This is a genomic window from Rhodospirillales bacterium (assembly GCA_018666775.1).
Taxonomy (GTDB): domain Bacteria; phylum Pseudomonadota; class Alphaproteobacteria; order SMXQ01; family SMXQ01; genus JABIXC01.
Genome location: JABIXC010000016.1, coordinates 1 through 16960, shown reverse-complemented (window position 1 = coordinate 16960; position 16960 = coordinate 1). Strand labels below are relative to the sequence as shown.

At 53.8% G+C, this 16960-nt stretch carries 17 protein-coding genes; 15 read left to right on the top strand and 2 right to left on the bottom strand.

All coding sequences use genetic code 11. From position 1 onward, the window contains the following. Positions 1-8: 8 nt before the first annotated feature. The 7 genes from rimM (at position 9) to HOJ08_07660 (ending at position 6207) form a co-directional block, all read left to right on the top strand. Positions 9-596 carry a 16S rRNA processing protein RimM gene (rimM, locus tag HOJ08_07690; protein ID MBT5673314.1) on the top strand — a complete coding sequence of 196 codons (588 nt, stop codon included), beginning with the start codon at positions 9-11 and terminating at the stop codon, positions 594-596. Next, on the top strand, positions 583-1341 hold the full coding sequence (trmD, locus tag HOJ08_07685) for a tRNA (guanosine(37)-N1)-methyltransferase TrmD (GenBank protein MBT5673313.1): 759 nt from the start codon (positions 583-585) through the stop codon (positions 1339-1341). The genes rimM and trmD overlap by 14 nt, the downstream gene beginning before the upstream one ends. Positions 1342-1438: 97 nt before the next feature. Further along, positions 1439-1834, top strand: a complete 396-nt coding sequence (gene rplS / locus HOJ08_07680; GenBank protein ID MBT5673312.1) for a 50S ribosomal protein L19 — start codon at positions 1439-1441, stop codon at positions 1832-1834. 123 nt (positions 1835-1957) lie between these two features. Further along, positions 1958-3364: a 3-isopropylmalate dehydratase large subunit gene (gene leuC / locus HOJ08_07675; GenBank protein MBT5673311.1), complete on the top strand. Its 1407-nt coding sequence runs from the start codon at positions 1958-1960 to the stop codon at positions 3362-3364. 23 nt (positions 3365-3387) lie between these two features. Further along, positions 3388-3999: a 3-isopropylmalate dehydratase small subunit gene (leuD, locus tag HOJ08_07670; GenBank protein ID MBT5673310.1), complete on the top strand. Its 612-nt coding sequence runs from the start codon at positions 3388-3390 to the stop codon at positions 3997-3999. Positions 4000-4032: 33 nt separating this feature from the next. Continuing rightward, complete coding sequence (gene leuB / locus HOJ08_07665; GenBank protein MBT5673309.1) at positions 4033-5145, top strand: 3-isopropylmalate dehydrogenase; 1113 nt, start codon at positions 4033-4035, stop codon at positions 5143-5145. Between the two features lie 33 nt (positions 5146-5178). Then, positions 5179-6207: an aspartate-semialdehyde dehydrogenase gene (locus HOJ08_07660; protein ID MBT5673308.1), complete on the top strand. Its 1029-nt coding sequence runs from the start codon at positions 5179-5181 to the stop codon at positions 6205-6207. A gap of 34 nt (positions 6208-6241) precedes the next feature. Here HOJ08_07660 and cynS read toward each other — a convergent pair whose 3' ends face one another. Further along, positions 6242-6685, bottom strand: coding sequence for a cyanase (cynS, locus tag HOJ08_07655; protein ID MBT5673307.1), 444 nt, complete (start codon positions 6683-6685; stop codon positions 6242-6244). Positions 6686-6924: 239 nt separating this feature from the next. Further along, a complete protein-coding gene (locus tag HOJ08_07650) occupies positions 6925-7578 on the bottom strand; it encodes a LysE family transporter (protein MBT5673306.1) in 654 nt (217 codons plus the stop codon). A 99-nt stretch (positions 7579-7677) separates the two neighbouring features. Here HOJ08_07650 and HOJ08_07645 point away from each other — a divergent pair, with 99 nt between their 5' ends. From HOJ08_07645 to HOJ08_07610, 8 genes are all read left to right on the top strand, one after another. Further along, positions 7678-8598: a CoA ester lyase gene (locus HOJ08_07645; GenBank protein MBT5673305.1), complete on the top strand. Its 921-nt coding sequence runs from the start codon at positions 7678-7680 to the stop codon at positions 8596-8598. A gap of 1069 nt (positions 8599-9667) precedes the next feature. Then, positions 9668-10063 (top strand): succinate dehydrogenase, cytochrome b556 subunit, encoded by a 396-nt coding sequence (gene sdhC, locus HOJ08_07640; GenBank protein ID MBT5673304.1) that lies wholly within the window; start codon positions 9668-9670, stop codon positions 10061-10063. A gap of 14 nt (positions 10064-10077) precedes the next feature. Continuing rightward, on the top strand, positions 10078-10452 hold the full coding sequence (sdhD, locus tag HOJ08_07635) for a succinate dehydrogenase, hydrophobic membrane anchor protein (protein ID MBT5673303.1): 375 nt from the start codon (positions 10078-10080) through the stop codon (positions 10450-10452). A 1-nt stretch (position 10453) separates the two neighbouring features. Then, positions 10454-12244, top strand: coding sequence for a succinate dehydrogenase flavoprotein subunit (locus tag HOJ08_07630; protein MBT5673302.1), 1791 nt, complete (start codon positions 10454-10456; stop codon positions 12242-12244). Between the two features lie 46 nt (positions 12245-12290). Continuing rightward, on the top strand, positions 12291-13070 hold the full coding sequence (locus tag HOJ08_07625; protein ID MBT5673301.1) for a succinate dehydrogenase iron-sulfur subunit: 780 nt from the start codon (positions 12291-12293) through the stop codon (positions 13068-13070). A gap of 27 nt (positions 13071-13097) precedes the next feature. Further along, on the top strand, positions 13098-13790 hold the full coding sequence (locus HOJ08_07620; GenBank protein ID MBT5673300.1) for a hypothetical protein: 693 nt from the start codon (positions 13098-13100) through the stop codon (positions 13788-13790). Positions 13791-13838: 48 nt separating this feature from the next. After that, positions 13839-14771, top strand: coding sequence for a DMT family transporter (locus tag HOJ08_07615; GenBank protein ID MBT5673299.1), 933 nt, complete (start codon positions 13839-13841; stop codon positions 14769-14771). Between the two features lie 111 nt (positions 14772-14882). Further along, entirely contained in the window at positions 14883-16946 is a 2064-nt protein-coding gene (locus HOJ08_07610) for a tripartite tricarboxylate transporter permease (GenBank protein ID MBT5673298.1), read from the top strand. Positions 16947-16960 lie beyond the last annotated feature (14 nt).

The window sequence follows — 16960 nt, the reverse complement described above, 5'->3', positions numbered from 1 at the left end:
GTGGCGTGATGTCTTTCAAGCCGCAAGCCAAGAACCGGGACCGTGTTTGTCTTGGTCTCATCGTCCGGCCCCACGGGGTTCGGGGGCTGGTTCGGATAAAACCCTATACCGCTGATCCCAAAGGGGTTGGCGCTTATGGGGCGGTGGAGGATGAAAGTGCAGAGCGCCAAATAAAGCTTTCGGTTGTCAATGTTGCCAAAGGCATGGTGACGGCAAAAATTGAAGGTGTAACAGACCGGGATCAGGCAGAAGCAATGCGCGGTACGGAATTATGGGTTCCCCGTTCCGTTCTGCCAGAACCGGCGGAAGAAGAATTCTACCACCACGATTTGGTGGGATTGCGCGCCGAAGGAAAAGATGGCGTGGCATTTGCCACCGTGAAGGCGGTGGAAAATTTTGGAGCCGGCAATATCGTCGAGCTTCAGTGGGAAGCAGGGCCAACGGCTTTCGTGCCATTCACGAAGGAATTTGTGCCTGTAATTGATATCCCCGGTGGCCGGATCGTGGTTGATCCGGTGCCAGACCTGAAAGAAGCAGAGCAAAAAGAAGACTTAACGCAAGATCATAAAGACGAAGAAGACCATGACGGTGAATGAACAAACAGATCAGCCCCAGGACGCGCCCCGCAAGACACCGTGGACGGCGACCATGGCGACGCTGTTCCCGGAAATGTTCCCGGGGCCCTTTGCCTGTTCCCTTGCCGGAAAGGCGCGCGATGATGGCGCGTGGCGGCTGGAAACGGTGGATATTCGCGACTATGCGCCAGACAAACACCACACCGTTGATGACGCGCCCTTTGGCGGCGGCGCATCCATGGTGTTAAAGCCCGATGTTGTGGATGCGGCCATGGCGGCGGCGCAGGCAAATTGCCCCGATGCCCCGGCTATCTATCTCAGCCCCCGTGGCAAGCCCCTGGATCAGGCCCGCGTGCGCGAATTGGCGGCTGGCCCCGGTGTGACGCTCTTGTGTGGGCGTTTTGAAGGGGTGGATGAACGGGTTATCGAAGCACGCGGCCTTGAAGAGATCAGCATGGGCGACTTCATCTTGTCTGGCGGCGAACTTGCGGCCATGGCATTGGTGGATGCCTGTGTCAGGTTGCTGCCGGGCGTTGTTGGCAATGCCGACAGCTTGATGGAAGAAAGTTTTGAAACGGGGTTATTGGAATATCCCCTTTATACCCGGCCCAAAGATTGGGGCGGGCGTGAAGTGCCTGAAGTTTTGGTTTCAGGACATCACGAAAAGGTCCGGGCCTGGCGCCAGGATCGTTCAGAAAAGATTACCCGGGCACGTCGTCCCGATCTCTGGAAGCGCTATGGCGCGGAGCGGGGTGATGGTGCGTGACGGTATATGAACATTTTTGAATTTTAAGAATGCATCGTTTTAAAGACGCATAACCAAAAGACCGCCAAAGGGGCGGCCTGAAGCAAGGAACAGAGTAATGAATATTATTGAAAAGCTTGACGCTAAGGAAATGGAACGACTGGCAGCAGAACGCCAGCTTCCGGATTTTGCACCGGGCGATACGCTTCGCGTATCGGTCAAGGTTGTTGAAGGCACGCGCGAACGTGTACAGGCCTTTGAAGGCATGTGCATCGGTCGTAAAAACGCCGGCATCAATTCAGGGTTCACCGTACGGAAAATTTCATACGGCGAAGGCGTGGAAAGAACGTTCCCCCTGTTTTCCCCCAATGTTGTCGGTGTTGAGGTAAAGCGTCGCGGTGCGGTTCGTCGTGCCAAGCTCTATTACCTTAGAGGCCGTACCGGCAAGCGTGCGCGCATTGCCGAAAAAATTACCCATCGCCCGATCAAGGATGATGGTGCAAGCAAAGAATAGATATCCATGCGCCTGTTTTGATGTTTCGGTCGTGTCTTCGATAAGTCGGGGACATGTCCGGGACGGGGTTGGATGCACGGCTTTTGTTGAGCCGGAAACTTTAATGAATGAGGCATGAATTAGATGGCCGCGCCAAAGACGCTGTTCGACAAAATTTGGGATAATCACGTTGTTCGCAGGGACGAAGACGGAACGTGTCTTCTCTACATTGATCGCCACCTCGTTCATGAGGTGACCAGTGCCCAGGCATTTGAGGGCCTGCGTCTTTCCGGGCGCAAGGTGCATCGCCGTGACGCCACCTTGTTGGTGGCCGATCATAATGTGCCGACCACGGATCGGGACAAGCCCATTGATGATGATGATTCGCGCATTCAGGTGGAGACACTGGAAAAGAACGCGGCTGATTTTGATCTGCCGTATCTTCCCTTAACCGATGCCCGCCAAGGCGTGGTCCATATTGTCGGTCCGGAACAGGGTTTTACCCAGCCCGGCATGACCATCGTTTGTGGTGATTCCCATACCGCAACCCACGGCGCGTTTGGTTCGCTGGCTTTCGGCGTTGGCACATCAGAAGTAGAACATGTGCTGGCCACGGAGACCTTGATCCAGCGCCCCGCCAAAAACATGCGCATTACCGTGACCGGCACGCCCCATCCGGGTGTGACGGCCAAGGACATCATTTTGGCCATCATTGGCAAGCTCGGCACCGCAGGTGGCACCGGCCACGTGGTTGAATTTGCAGGCGAGGCCATCACCGGGCTTTCCATGGAAGGCCGCATGACGGTTTGCAACATGACCATCGAAGCAGGGGCGCGTGCGGGCCTGATTGCCCCCGATGATGTGACCTTTGATTATATGAAAGACCGCCCCATGGGCCCACAGGCCAAAGATTGGGACGCAGCGGTGGCATTTTGGAAATCACTGCCGTCTGATACCGGCGCGGTTTATGACACGGAAATTACCTTGGCCGCCGAAGAAATTGTGCCGCTTGTCACCTGGGGCACCAGCCCCGAAGACGTGCTTCCCGTGACGGGCGTTGTGCCTGATCCATCAACGGCGCGCGATGATAACAAGCGCGCCGCCATGGTCCGGGCGCTTGAATATATGGGCTTGAAGGCCGGCACAAAATTGACGGATATCCCAATTCAGACGGCCTTTATCGGGTCATGCACCAATGGGCGCCTTGAAGACCTGCGCGCCGCAGCATCCATTGCCAAGGGCAAAAAGGTTGCAAAAGGCGTGCGTGCTTTGGTGGTGCCGGGTTCTGGTTTGGTCAAGGCTGCGGCTGAAGCCGAAGGTCTGGATAAAATTTTCACCGAAGCGGGCTTTGAATGGCGTGAAGCCGGGTGCTCCATGTGCCTTGCCATGAACCCTGATAAATTGGCCCCGGGGGAACGTTCGGCCTCTACGTCCAACCGCAATTTTGAAGGCCGTCAAGGTCCGGGCGGGCGCACCCATCTTATGAGCCCGATCATGGTTGCTGCTGCGGCCATTCGCGGCCATATCACTGATGTTCGCGACTTCGATTAGTCTAAAGGCAGGAGAAATTCAAAATGGATAAGTTCAACACCCTGACGGGCATTGCAGCACCGCTGCCCATGATTAATGTGGATACCGATAAAATCATCCCGGCGATCTGGCTCAAGACCATCAAGCGCACGGGCCTTGGCCCGGCCTTGTTTGAATCCATCCGTTACAAAGCCGATGGAGCCGAGGACCCCGATTTTGTGTTGAATAAAGAACCGTATCGGAAAGCACAAATTCTGGTGACCGGCGAAAATTTTGGCTGCGGATCATCCAGAGAACATGCGGTTTGGGCGCTGTACGGGTTTGGCATTCGGTGTCTTATTGCCCCCGATTTTGCCGACATCTTTTATTCCAATGCATCGAAAAATGGCATTTTGCTGATCAAGCTGCCTCAGGAAACGGTGGATCAATTGATGAGTGATGCCGACAAGGGTGAAAATGCGCGCATGACGGTGGACCTAGAACGCCAAGTCATTGTTCGCCCCGATGGGGACGAGATCGCATTTGAAATTGACCCCTTTCGCAAGCATTGCTTGTTGAACGGGCTCGACGATATTGCGCTGACCCTGGAGAAGAAAGAAAGCATCGACACGTTCGAAGCATCACAGAAATCAGCGACCCCGTGGCTCTATAGCTAAACCAAACACAATAGAAAATAAGAGAAACAAACAATGGCAGCGAATAAAAACCTTTTGATTTTGCCAGGCGACGGCATCGGCCCTGAAGTCATGGGCGAGGTTAAACGCGTGATTAACTGGATGGATTCTAACCGTGCGGTTAGTTTTGACGTTGATGAAGATCTGGTTGGCGGTTGCGCCTATGAATCCCATGGCGCGCCTTTAAGTGATGCCACCATGAACAAAGCCATGGATGCCGATGCAGTTTTACTGGGTGCGGTCGGTGGCCCGAAATGGGAAAAACTGCCGTTTGAATTCCAGCCCGAACGCGGGCTTTTACGCCTTCGCAAAGACATGGAATTATTTGCTAATTTGCGCCCAGCCATTGTGTTTGATGCATTGGCCGAAGCGTCATCGTTAAAGACAGATTTGGTCGCGGGGCTGGATATCCTGATCCTTCGCGAATTGACCGGCGGTGTTTACTTTGGCGAACCCCGGGGCATCACGGACCTGCCCAATGGCGAACGCCGGGGTGTGAACACGCAAGTGTATGACACCTATGAAATCATTCGCATTGGCAAGGTCGCTTTTGAGCTGGCGGCCAAACGCGATGGCCGGTTGTGTTCAGTAGAAAAAGCCAATGTCATGGAATCGGGCGTGTTGTGGCGCGAAGAAATTACCAAGCTCCATGATGCAGAATATCCTGATATAGAGCTAAGCCACATGTATGCCGATAACTGCGCCATGCAATTGGTGCGTGCCCCAAAGCAATTTGATGTCATCGTCACCGATAATCTGTTTGGTGATATGTTGTCTGATTGCGCGGCCATGTTGACGGGGTCTTTGGGCATGTTGCCCTCAGCGTCTCTTGGGGCAGCAGATGCCACCGGGCGTCGCAAGGCATTGTATGAACCGGTTCATGGTTCAGCGCCTGATATCGCCGGTGAAAACAAGGCCAATCCATTGGCGACCATTTTGTCCCATGCAATGATGCTGCGGTATTCCTTTGATCTGGGCGATGAAGCCGATCTTGTGGAAAATGCGGTCAAAGGCGTGTTGAGCAAGGGCTTGCGCACGGCTGATATCATGCAAGAGGGCAAGGAATTGATTTCCACCACAGACATGGGCCAGGCAGTTGTTGATGAAATGGCCAAGCTTACACATTAAGCCCAACGGATTGGGCCTTAGGAGAAATTAATCATGGGCTATCGGGTAGCCGTGGTCGGCGCCACCGGAAATGTTGGGCGCGAAATTATCAAAACACTGGCTGAGCGAGATTTCCCTGCTGATGAAGTGGTGGCGCTTGCGTCCTCGCGTTCTATTGGCAAAGAAGTTTCCTATGGGGATAAAAAAATCTTGAAGGTCAAAGACCTTGAACATCATGATTTTTCCAAAACCGACATCGCGTTGTTTTCGGCCGGCTCCGGTGTTGCTGAAGTTCACGGTGCACGGGCCGCCGCTGCGGGCTGCGTGGTGATCGATAATTCATCACAGTTTCGCATGGACCCAGATGTGCCCCTGGTGGTGCCAGAGGTCAACGCGGAAGCCCTGTCCGGATTTCGGGAACGCAACATCATTGCCAATCCCAATTGTTCGACCATTCAGATGGTGGTGGCCCTAAAGCCATTGCATGATCGTGCCCGGATTTCGCGGGTGGTGGTGTCCACCTATCAGTCCACATCGGGTGCTGGCAAGATGGGGATGGATGAATTGTTCAACCAGACCCGGGGCGTCTTTGTGAACGATGCCATGGTCAAGGAACAGTTCACCAAACAAATTGCGTTTAACGTCATTCCACATATCGACATTTTTCTTGAAGATGGTTCCACCAAGGAAGAATGGAAAATGCGCGTCGAAACCATGAAAATTCTTGATCCTGAAATCCAGGTTCATGCCACCTGTGTGCGCGTGCCGGTTTTCATTGGCCATGGCGAATCAGTAAATGTTGAATTCACCAGCCCGCTGGATGCCGATGAAGCCCGCAACATCCTTCGCGATGCGCCGGGGTGTGCGGTAGTGGATCATCAGGCCGATGAAGGTTACGTGACGCCTGTGGAATGTGCTGGTGAAGATGCCGTTTATATCAGCCGCATCCGCGATGATGTGACGGTGGAAAATGGCCTAAGCCTGTGGGTGGTGGCCGATAATCTGCGCAAGGGCGCGGCCCTTAACGCGGTCCAGATCGCCGAACACTTGATTGCCAGCTATCTGGATGAAAGAGAATCCTGAGTTCACCCAGGATTCTCTAACGCCACCTCTATTTTTAATACCGTTTATAGGGCAGGAATTTTCCGTTCATGGTGATCTTGACCCGGTCGCCCTTGGGATCGGGAACCCGTTCCATATCCATGGAAAAATCAATGGCACTCATGATGCCATCGCCAAATTCTTCCTCGATCACCGCTTTTAACGTGGTGCCATATACCTGGATGATTTCATGAAAGCGATAGACCAGCGCATCGGTCGGAACGCCCTGATCCAGTGACCCGCGATAGGGGCAGGTTGCCAGAAGGGCGGCATCAGAATCATCAAGCCCCAGCATATCAGTGGCGGTTTTGGCTTCTGTTTCGGTCATCTGCATCTGGCCCAGCAGGGCTGCTGTCGTCCAGATGGGGGATTGGCCGATTTTTTCCGCCAGTGCCGTCCACGTCACGCCGGTTTCTCTTTTCTTCTCGATGATTTTTTCTGTGAGCTCTTTTCTGGTCATTGGTTTTTCCTTTTTTCAATAAATTGTCATTGGCAGGGCACCTTCAAGCGTTTTAATTGCAACCGCTGTGCCATTGGGCCGAAGAAACATTTTCTTTAATGATAACAGGTAGTTATGGGACGGCATCGCCGCCGGGCAAGCAAAATGCGCCATTTTGGAGCGCGCTAGTCGTCCAATTATTAGGCAATTATTAAATAAGGTGAAAAAATAGGCATTTAAGGGAAAGCGCCCGAGCGCGCCTACCAAACCAGCAGTAAAGTCCCGAAAACCAGCAGCAATCCACCGGTACAGCGGTTGATCCAGAGGATCACCTGTCCATTTGGGTCTTCTTTCGCGCGGGCATTGATGCGGTCGCGTAAATAACTGGAAATCGATACCAGCACGGTCCACCACAACACGCCGCCCACAAAAATTCCCCCAACCAAGGCAACCCCCCACAGGGGATGGGTTCCAATATGGCCAATGTTGATGGCCGCAAAAATAGCGGCAAAGGACACCGCCGTAATGGGGTTGGTGATCATGAGGGTGAATGCGGCAACAAAATTCCCAAGATGGGTTTTGAAATCGTGGGCGATGCCAAGGTCATTTTGGGCTTTTATTTTTAAGGCCCCTGATAATAAAAGCTTCAAGCCTATGATGATCACGATGGTGCCGCCGATCATCTGAAGCCAGCCTTGCTTGTCGGCAATTTGGTCGGCCATAAAACCAAGGCCCAATGCGGCAATGGCACCAATCACGGTATCGGCTAATGCTGCGCCCAATCCACAGACGTAACCGGCCCCCCTGCCATGGACGATGGTGCGCTGCATGCACATGATCGCAACCGGCCCCACGGGGGCTGCAACCAGAAAGCCAACAATCAGGCCCTTGAGAAAAAATTGGGCGGTATCCATGCCCTGACTGTAATATGGACCACCCCTTGCGGCCAAGACCTGGGCGGCTTAATTTTGGGTCTCAACACAAGACGCTATTTAAAGGATTGATCCCCGCGCATGACAACACCTCAGGAAGACGATAACGCAGCCCCCATTTTTCCAAGACGCAGTTGCCTTTATATGCCCGGCACCAATGTGCGGGCCCATGAAAAGGCCAAGGGGCTGAGCACGGATGTCTTGATTTTTGATCTGGAAGATTCCGTCGCCCCCGATGCCAAAGCCGATGCCCGCAACGCGATCATTGCGGCCCTCAAGACAGGCGGCTATGGACGCAGGGAATTGGTGGTTCGCGTCAATGGCTTTGATACCCCGTGGGGCGAAGATGACATTCGCGCCATTGCGGGGTTGGACGCAGGTGAAGGTGCCCATGCGGTACTGATCCCAAAGGTCGAAGACCCGGCCACGGTCCGGCGCGCGGGCGATCTTTTGGATGCAGCCGGCGGTGACACGCGGCTTTGGTCGATGATGGAAACGGCCCGGGGTGTGTTGGGGGCCGCCGAAATCGCGGCCGCCCATGAACGGCTGGATATGTTCACCATGGGTCTGGAAGATCTCGCCAAAGAACTCCACGCCGACAATTCCGGCGATCGCTTAGCCATGCTGTATGCCCTTGAACACAGTGTCATGGCGGCCAGGGCCTATGGGCTTGGCATCCTAGATGGTGTCTATCCAGCCTTCGATGATGCCGATGGATTTCAGGCCGTCTGCGAACAGGGCAGGCGGTTGGGCTTTGATGGCAAACAGCTCATCCACCCGCGCCAAATCGATCCCGCCAATGTTGCGTTTTCTCCATCCCCTGATGCCGTGTCCGAAGCAAGGCGCATGATTGATGCCTTTGAACAGGCCGAAGCCCGCGGTGAGGGCATTACGGTTCTCGACGGTGCCATGGTGGAAGCCCTCCATGTCGTCGAGGCGAAGCAGTTGGTTGCCTTCGCCGATGCCATTTCGGCATTGGAAACAGAATCCACTAACCCCTAAATCTAGGCGTTTATGACGGCCAGAACCGGGCCAGCCACAAATTGTGGCTGCAAAAATTTGTTGCCCTGTGGATAACTTTTGGGTAAATAAAGGGGCGTCAGGCCGTACAAAGACCCCGGTACAAGGCCGTAACCTTGTACAAACGTCCCGCGAAGGACGAACCTGACGCCCCGAGAGTGATTGCTCGCTCCCGATACGAAACGTGATCGACACCGCCTTCGTGCGCCCTGCCATCCAGCGTTTTATCGCGTCCCCAGGGAGAGAATGACGATAAACCCATAGACAGCCAGCGCCCCAACAAGGTGTGGTGCCACGAAAAAATCCGTTTTCCCGCCAACCAGCCTTTTCTTTTGGTCAGAAACAGAAGTTACCCCCCATCCCATGTGACCGCGACACCGTTCCCTTTGCAGGGCCGGGTCCGGGCGCTGCTGCCCTTGGGGAGGCAACAGGTTCCGGAAAAAAGCCAGCATTACGGCAAGGATATAAATCCTTCCGCCCAAAGGTACCTGGTCCAATGGACCCCAATCTCGCGACTGCCCCTTTTGAAAAGAGGGCGCCTTTGGCACCTGGTCTTTTGTTCAACCGGCGAACCGGTTTCCCGCAAGACCCCCGAATTTGTCAAACACACCGTTGCGAAAGACCCGGAGGAGTCTTCCGAAGCGGTTGAAGCCGCATTCGGAACGCTCATGTACCGTCTTGATGATCGGATTCTCTGGGGCTATTCGCAAGTAAATTTTCAAGTAAAAACAAAACTTTCATGTATAAATTTATGTTTATTGTATAATAGGATAACAACTTATCCACAATTTTGTCCACATTTGTGGATAATATAAGTAAAAGATGTTTTTTAAGGCGTTGATTCATGGTTATTTTTGCCCCGTGCCCCGGGTAAAGCAATAATGCGCAAGCCCTGCCGCAACACAGGCCAAGCTACTGAAAAGACTGGTTATGCGTGGCGTTGACTTGGTCCGCGGCAAGGGTTAAACCGAAGCCTTAATATTTCCCCTCTATAATGGGGGCGCAACATTTTCCAGCCCGCGCAAAGGGCAGAACACGCGAAAGCCCAATAATGGCCCAAGACAATCGTCCCTTGTCGCCCCATCTTCAGGTTTACAGGCCGCAGATTACATCGGTCCTTTCTATTGTTCATCGCCTGACGGGCATCGGCCTTGGTGCGGGCGCCGTTGCTTTGGTTGTCTGGCTTGCTGCCGCTGCCGCAGGTCCGCGCTGGTTTGAATTGGCTTCAAACATGGCCGCGTCTTGGCCGGGACAAGCATTGCTTTTGGGGTTCACCTGGGCGCTGTTTTATCACCTGTGTAATGGCATCCGTCATTTGTTCTGGGATGTTGGGCTGGGGTTTGAACTGACCACGGCGCGTCTTTCGGGTTGGGCGGTGATCATCACATCCATGCTTCTGACCGGGATTTCCTGGGCCATTGGCCTGAGCAAGGTGGCGGGCGCATGAGCAACCATAGCGAAATGAAATCCCGTCTTGCACGGGTGCGCGGCCTTGGTTCAGCCAAGGAAGGTGTTGCCCATTGGTGGGCCCAGCGGCTCAGTGCCGTTGCTTTGTTGCCATTGATTATCTGGTTTTCTGCATCCCTTGTTTATTTAAGCGGCGCCAATCATGCGACGGTGCTGGCCTGGCTGAAAACGCCCTTGGCCCCGATCTTGATGGTGGCGCTTGTTTCTGCCGGGTTCTATCACTTGCAACTTGGCCTCCAGGTGGTGATTGAAGATTACGTTCATAACGGCGCGATCAAATTATCCCTTGTTATTATCACCAGACTCGGTTGTGCGCTGGCGGCGCTGATCGGCGTCTTTTCTGTTCTCCGCATTGCTTTTGGGGGCTGATATGTCCGGCGCTTATGAAACCATTGATCATCATTCTGACGTGATTGTTGTCGGGGCCGGGGGTGCGGGCTTGCGCGCGACGCTCGGCATGACAGCAGCCGGTCTGGACACAGCCTGTATCTCCAAGGTGTTTCCCACCCGTAGCCACACCGTGGCGGCACAGGGGGGCGTTGGGGCATCGTTCGGCAATGTCGAACCCGATGACTGGCGCTTTCACATGTATGACACCATCAAGGGATCAGACTGGTTGGGGGATCAGGACGCTATTGAATATATGGTCCGTGAAGCCATTCCTGCCATCACCGAGCTGGAGCATTTCGGGGTGCCTTTTTCGCGCACACCGGAAGGTAAAATTTATCAACGCCCCTTTGGCGGGCACACGGCCAATTATGGTGAAAAACTGGCCCATCGTGCCTGTGCTGCGGCGGACCGCACCGGCCACGCCATCTTGCACACCCTGTATCAGCAAGCCTTAAAGCATAAGGCGCAGTTCTATATCGAATATTTTGCAGTCGATCTGATCATGAATGATGATGGCTCATGCCAAGGCGTGATGGCCTGGAATTTGGCAGACGGCACCTTGCACCGGTTCATCGCCCCCATGACGGTGATTGCAACCGGGGGCTATGGGCGGTCTTATTTCTCTTGCACCTCTGCACATACCTGTACGGGGGACGGCAATGGCATGGTTTTGCGTGCGGGCTTGCCCTTGCAAGACATGGAATTCATCCAGTTTCACCCCACCGGCATTTATGGCTCAGGCTGCCTGATTACCGAAGGCGCCCGCGGTGAAGGGGGCTATGTTACCAATTCAGAGGGTGAGCGTTTCATGGAACGCTATGCCCCAACCGTGAAAGATTTGGCATCCCGCGATGTGGTCAGCCGTTCCATGACCGTTGAAATTCGGGAAGGCCGGGGCGTTGGCCCAAAGAAGGATCATATCCATCTGCATCTGGAACATCTGGACCCGGTTCTTTTGCATGAACGCCTGCCGGGCATTTCAGAAACCGCGAAAATTTTTGCAGGCGTTGATGTCACCAAAGAACCGATCCCGGTTCTGCCCACGGTGCATTACAACATGGGCGGTATTCCCACCAATTATCATGGCGAAGTGGTGAACCCGACAGACTCTGATCCCGATAAAGTGGTGCCGGGGCTGATGGCCATTGGCGAAGCCGCCTGTGTTTCTGTCCATGGTGCAAACCGGTTGGGCTGTAATTCGTTGTTGGACATCATTGTGTTTGGGCGCGCAGCCGCCAATCGTGCCGCTGAATTGATCACGCCGGGTGCTGCCAAAATCAGTCTGGATAAATCAGCGGGCGAAGAAGCCATTGCCCGCCTTGATCGGCTGCGCAATGCCAAGGGGCCAAAATCTGTCGCGCAAATTCGTGATCGGATGCAGCACACCATGCAAAATAACTGTGCCGTTTTCCGCACCTCCGAAGTCTTGTCCGAAGGCATTGGCATGATTGATGATTGCGCAAAAGAACTATCCGATATTGGTGTGACCGATCGCTCGATGATCTGGAATTCAGATTTGGTAGAAGCGCTGGAACTTGAAAACCTGATGAGTCAGGCTGTGGTTTCCATGCATTCTGCCCATGGGCGTCATGAAAGCCGTGGTGCCCATGCCCATGAAGATTTCCCCAATCGCGACGATGTGGATTGGTTGAAACATACCGCCGCCTATCTTGATGGGGATCAAAACGTTAGCTTTAAGTATCGCCCGGTACACTTGAACACACTGAGCGATGATATCGAAACCTTCCCTCCCAAAGAGCGGGTATATTAAGTCGGCCTTCTATTGGGCTGTGGTTTGAATTTAAAGGACTGTTTCCATGGTGGAACTCACGCTTCCGCGTAATTCGAAAGTTAAAAAGGGAAAAACCCATCGGGCACCCGAAGGTGCCACCAACGTCAAGACGTTCCACGTCTATCGTTGGAACCCTGATGATGAAGAAAACCCGCGCGTGGATTCCTATGAACTGGATATGGATGCCTGCGGGCCGATGGTGCTTGATGCGCTGATCAAGATCAAGAACGAGGTGGATTCAAGCCTGACCTTCCGTCGGTCGTGTCGTGAAGGGGTGTGTGGGTCCTGTGCCATGAATGTTGATGGCACCAATACCTTGAGTTGCACCAAAGCCATTGAAGAGATCAAGGGCGATGCCAAAATTTATCCGCTGCCCCATATGAAGGTGGTGAAGGATCTGGTGCCGGATTTGACCAATGCCTACGCGCAATACGCATCGATTGAACCCTGGATTAAAACCGAAACTCCAACGCCGGTTAATGGCGAACGCTTGCAAAGCCCGGAAGAAAGAAAACTTCTGGATGGGTTGTGGGAATGTGTTTTGTGTTTCTGTTGTTCCACATCTTGTCCCAGCTATTGGTGGAATGATGATCGGTTCTTGGGCCCGGCAACCTTGTTGCAGGCATATCGCTGGATCATCGATTCGCGCGATGAACATACCGGGGAACGGCTGGATGAACTGGAAGACCCGTTCCGGCTTTATCGGTGTCACACTATTATGAATTGCACCAACACCTGCCCCAAAAATCTGAACCCGGCTAAGGCTATTGGTGAAATTAAAAAACACTTGGTTGAGCGTCGCTAAGTTAGACGATGGCTTGAGGGGAATTTTATGACCACAAATATTGAAACCATCACCATTGCAACGACCGACGGGACGGCCATGCCGGTTGATGTTGCGGCCCCCGCAACGCCGGGTAAAGGCATCATCATTGTGCCGTCGGTTTTTGGCAACACCGATGACGTGCATAGAATTATGGGCACCTATGCCGATCGCGGGTATCTGGTTATGGCCCCGGACCCTTTTTGGCGTTCCATTCCGGGCCCCATGAGCCGTGATGAAGCAGATGTGGCAACAGCCAAAAAACGCTATGCAGAATTTGACGTTGATCTGGGGGTTTCTGATCTGGGCGATGCGGTCAAAGCCATGCGAGCCCATGACCTGTGCACGGGCAAGGTCGCGGTGATGGGCTATTGCTTTGGCGGGCGCTATGCGTATCTGGCAGGGACCCGTCTTGGTGTTGATGGGGCCATCAGCTTTCATGGCACAAAGATCGGCTTGAATTTGGATGAAGCTGACAAACTGGCCTGTCCCATGACCATTCATGTTGGCGACAGTGATACATCTATTCCCATGGAAGAGGTCAATGCCACCCGCGCGGCACTGGCAGGCAACAGTGCGGTTGAAATCAACGTCTACCCCGGCTGTGCGCATGGGTTTACGGGCCGTGGGCGGCCTGCTTATGATGCCCATGCCGACACCACCTCTACCAATGCGGCCCTTGCCTTGCTGGAGGCGATGTAGGCGCCATTTGCGTCAACACCAACCAACATCTTGATTAAAGCCTTTCCAATGTTCGCTGCGCTGCAAGCCCGCTGGTTGCAAGTGCCCGGGAATTTGCGCGGTGGATTGTGGATGGCAACAGGTGCCATGGCCATGGCTGGTGCGATGGCCATTGCCAAATGGTTGTCCACGGACATTCATGCGTTTGAGCTGAATTTCTTCCGCTGTATTTTTGGTCTTGTTGCCATGATCCCCTTGCTGATGAAAAAGGGGCCGAGCATTCTTCGTTCCAAATGTCCGGGGATACAATTGGGGCGGGGTATTTTAGGGGGCATCGGCCAAATTTGCGTCTATTACGCGCTGGCCTATCTTCCGCTTGCGGTGGTGATTGCCATTACCTTTACCCGGCCCCTGTTTTTGGTGGTCTTGGCGGTATTATTCCTGGGTGAAATCGTGCGCTGGCGGCGTTGGAGCGCCATTATCATTGGGTTTGTGGGCGTGTTGATTGTTGCCCGTCCGGTGATCGACGGGGTCAGCCTGCCGTTGATGGTGTTGGTCTTTTCAACGCTGTGTCACGCATCGGCCCATGTCTTTTTGAAAAAGGCATCGGGCATTGATGAACCGGCGACGGTGGTTTTTTACTATCTTCTTATTTCCACCCTGGTTTCTGCGGTGCCAACATTTATGGTCTGGACCACGCCCACGGCTGAACAATTTGGCTGGCTTGTCCTGACTGGCCTTCTCTATGTTATCGGCCAATCCATGATCGCTCTTGCCTTCCGGGCCGGTGAAGCCACGGCCATTATGCCGTTTGATTACATGCGGCTGCTGTATGGCATCATTTTCGATATCGTCCTGTTTACTATTTTTCCCGATGTCTGGACCCTTGTCGGTTCCATTGTGATTATTGGCTCTACGCTTTATGTGGCCCGCCGCCAGGTGCGCATCCGGTCGGAAACAGCAGAACAGACGGCTAAAAGCGGTTCTGACCCGCTCTTGTAAGGCAGGGGTTGCGGTGTGCTTGAGCCCCCTATAAAAGGGTTGAAACCTTTGCGATCTGTGATCAGGGAGAATATTTAAATGGAAGCGCAAACTGTGGCCAATATTGGCCCCATGTTCGACATGGCCATTCAGGCCCTTGTTATTCTTTCTGATCCATCGCGGATTATGTTCCTGGTTGCCGGGGTCCTGATGGGCCTTGTGGTCGGGGTTATCCCCGGGCTTGGCGGTCTGGTTGGGTTGACTCTTCTTCTCCCCTTTACCTATGCGTTGGACCCTTATTCGGCCATTGCCATGATGCTGGGGTTAGGCTCGGTGACGGTGACGTCAGATACCATTCCGGCCGTTTTATTTGGCGTGCCCGGCACATCCGGATCGGCTGCGACCATTTTGGATGGCTACCCCCTTGCCCGAAAAGGTGAGGCAAGCCGTGCCTTTGGCGCGGCCTTTACGGCATCGGTTATGGGCGGGTTGTTTGGTGCCTTGTTGCTGGGCGTTAGCCTGCCGTTGTTGCGGCCTTTCATGCTGTCTTTCTCCCAGCCGGAAATGCTGGCGATTTGCGTCTTTGGCCTGTCTTTGGTGGCGGTGTTGTCGGGCAACACCCCCGTAAAGGGTGTGATGGCGGCATGTTTGGGTGTGTTGGTCTCGACCATTGGTGATGATCAACAGACGGGGATATTGCGCTGGACCTTTGGCAGCCAATATTTGTGGGATGGCCTGCCTTTGGTGCCTTTTGCCCTTGGTGTGTTTGCCATTCCGGAATTGGCAGATTTGGCGATTACGCGGAAGACCGTGGCCGGCGATACCGTCACTGTTGGTCGCAAGGGCCAGATGCAAGGCGTGCGCGATGTCTTTAACAACTGGTTTTTGGTCTTGCGCTGTGGATTGATTGGCTCTGCCTTGGGTTCGGTCCCGGGCATTGGAGCCTCAGTGGTGGATTGGGTGGCCTATGGCCATGCGGCGCGCACCGAAAAGGGCGCATCAGAGACCTTTGGTAAGGGCGACATCCGTGGCTTGATCGCATCGGAAAGCTCCAACAATGCCAAAGAAGGCGGTGCCTTGGTGCCGACCATTGCCTTTGGTGTGCCGGGTTCTGCTTCTATGGCGCTACTTTTGGGTGCCTTTTTGATCCACGGCATTGTGCCGGGGCCAAAGATGCTGACAGAACATCTGGACCTTACCTACACCATGGTTTGGTCTGTTGCGTTTGCCAATATTATGGGCGCAGGCATCTGTTTCGCCTTTTCAGACAAGCTTGCCAAGATCGCCCAGATCCGGCCAGGAATTTTGGTGCCCATCGTTTTATCGGTGACCTTCCTTGGTGCCTTCCAGGGCAATAAATCTTGGGGCGATCTCAACGCCTTATTGATATTTGGTGGGCTAGGTTGGCTCATGAAGCGCTTGCATTGGCCAAGGCCACCATTGGTGCTCGGGTTCGTCCTTGGTGCGCTGATAGAGCGTTATTTGTTCATTTCGGTGAGCCGCTGGGATTTTGACTGGATGGAAAGGCCGATCGTGATCACTGTTTTCGCCTTTACAGTGCTCTCTGTGGCATGGCCCTTTATTAAAAAATGGCGTGAACGTAATAAGGACGAAAAACGCGAAAAGACCCGCTATGAAATTCAGAGTGATTATTTAAAGAACCCTGATTTTATCTTTTCCCTGATCATGGGTGGGCTGTTCATCGGCGCCTTTACCTTGTCCACAGAATGGGATCTTGAAGCGCGTCTCACGCCAATGGCTGTGGGCATATTGGGGCTCTTCTTCGCGGTACTTCTGGTCGGCGGCAAACTGTTTATCGCGCCGCCGAAAAAATCAGCCGGTGCTGATGGCAAAGATGCCGTCCAAGACGATATCCATTTTGATATTCAGGCAGATTATGGCGACCTTACCAGCCGAACCGTTTATATCCGCGCCGCGCGGTATTTTGGGTGGTGCATTGGCTATGTGCTCTTGGCCCATGTCATTGGGCTGCTTTTGGCCAACCTTCTGTTCATGCTGGCTTATGTCCGCAAGGAAGGCGGGGAAAGCTGGAAGGTGACGCTGATGTGGGTGCTGCCCATGTGGCTGTTCTGCTATGGCCTGTTTCACATGTTGCTGCGCATCCTGTGGCCACAGGCCTTGATTGGCACATGGTTCCCGGTTCTGCGGTCTATCCGCGAGATCAACCTGTTTTAGTTAGGTCCGGTAAT

Coding starts and splice junctions, on each gene's coding strand:
- rimM (MBT5673314.1), top strand. CDS start 9: ATGTCTTTCAAGCCGCAAGCCAAGAACCGGGACCGTGTTTGTCTTGGT.
- trmD (MBT5673313.1), top strand. CDS start 583: ATGACGGTGAATGAACAAACAGATCAGCCCCAGGACGCGCCCCGCAAG.
- rplS (MBT5673312.1), top strand. CDS start 1,439: ATGAATATTATTGAAAAGCTTGACGCTAAGGAAATGGAACGACTGGCA.
- leuC (MBT5673311.1), top strand. CDS start 1,958: ATGGCCGCGCCAAAGACGCTGTTCGACAAAATTTGGGATAATCACGTT.
- leuD (MBT5673310.1), top strand. CDS start 3,388: ATGGATAAGTTCAACACCCTGACGGGCATTGCAGCACCGCTGCCCATG.
- leuB (MBT5673309.1), top strand. CDS start 4,033: ATGGCAGCGAATAAAAACCTTTTGATTTTGCCAGGCGACGGCATCGGC.
- HOJ08_07660 (MBT5673308.1), top strand. CDS start 5,179: ATGGGCTATCGGGTAGCCGTGGTCGGCGCCACCGGAAATGTTGGGCGC.
- cynS (MBT5673307.1), bottom strand. CDS start 6,685: ATGACCAGAAAAGAGCTCACAGAAAAAATCATCGAGAAGAAAAGAGAA.
- HOJ08_07650 (MBT5673306.1), bottom strand. CDS start 7,578: ATGGATACCGCCCAATTTTTTCTCAAGGGCCTGATTGTTGGCTTTCTG.
- HOJ08_07645 (MBT5673305.1), top strand. CDS start 7,678: ATGACAACACCTCAGGAAGACGATAACGCAGCCCCCATTTTTCCAAGA.
- sdhC (MBT5673304.1), top strand. CDS start 9,668: ATGGCCCAAGACAATCGTCCCTTGTCGCCCCATCTTCAGGTTTACAGG.
- sdhD (MBT5673303.1), top strand. CDS start 10,078: ATGAAATCCCGTCTTGCACGGGTGCGCGGCCTTGGTTCAGCCAAGGAA.
- HOJ08_07630 (MBT5673302.1), top strand. CDS start 10,454: ATGTCCGGCGCTTATGAAACCATTGATCATCATTCTGACGTGATTGTT.
- HOJ08_07625 (MBT5673301.1), top strand. CDS start 12,291: ATGGTGGAACTCACGCTTCCGCGTAATTCGAAAGTTAAAAAGGGAAAA.
- HOJ08_07620 (MBT5673300.1), top strand. CDS start 13,098: ATGACCACAAATATTGAAACCATCACCATTGCAACGACCGACGGGACG.
- HOJ08_07615 (MBT5673299.1), top strand. CDS start 13,839: ATGTTCGCTGCGCTGCAAGCCCGCTGGTTGCAAGTGCCCGGGAATTTG.
- HOJ08_07610 (MBT5673298.1), top strand. CDS start 14,883: ATGTTCGACATGGCCATTCAGGCCCTTGTTATTCTTTCTGATCCATCG.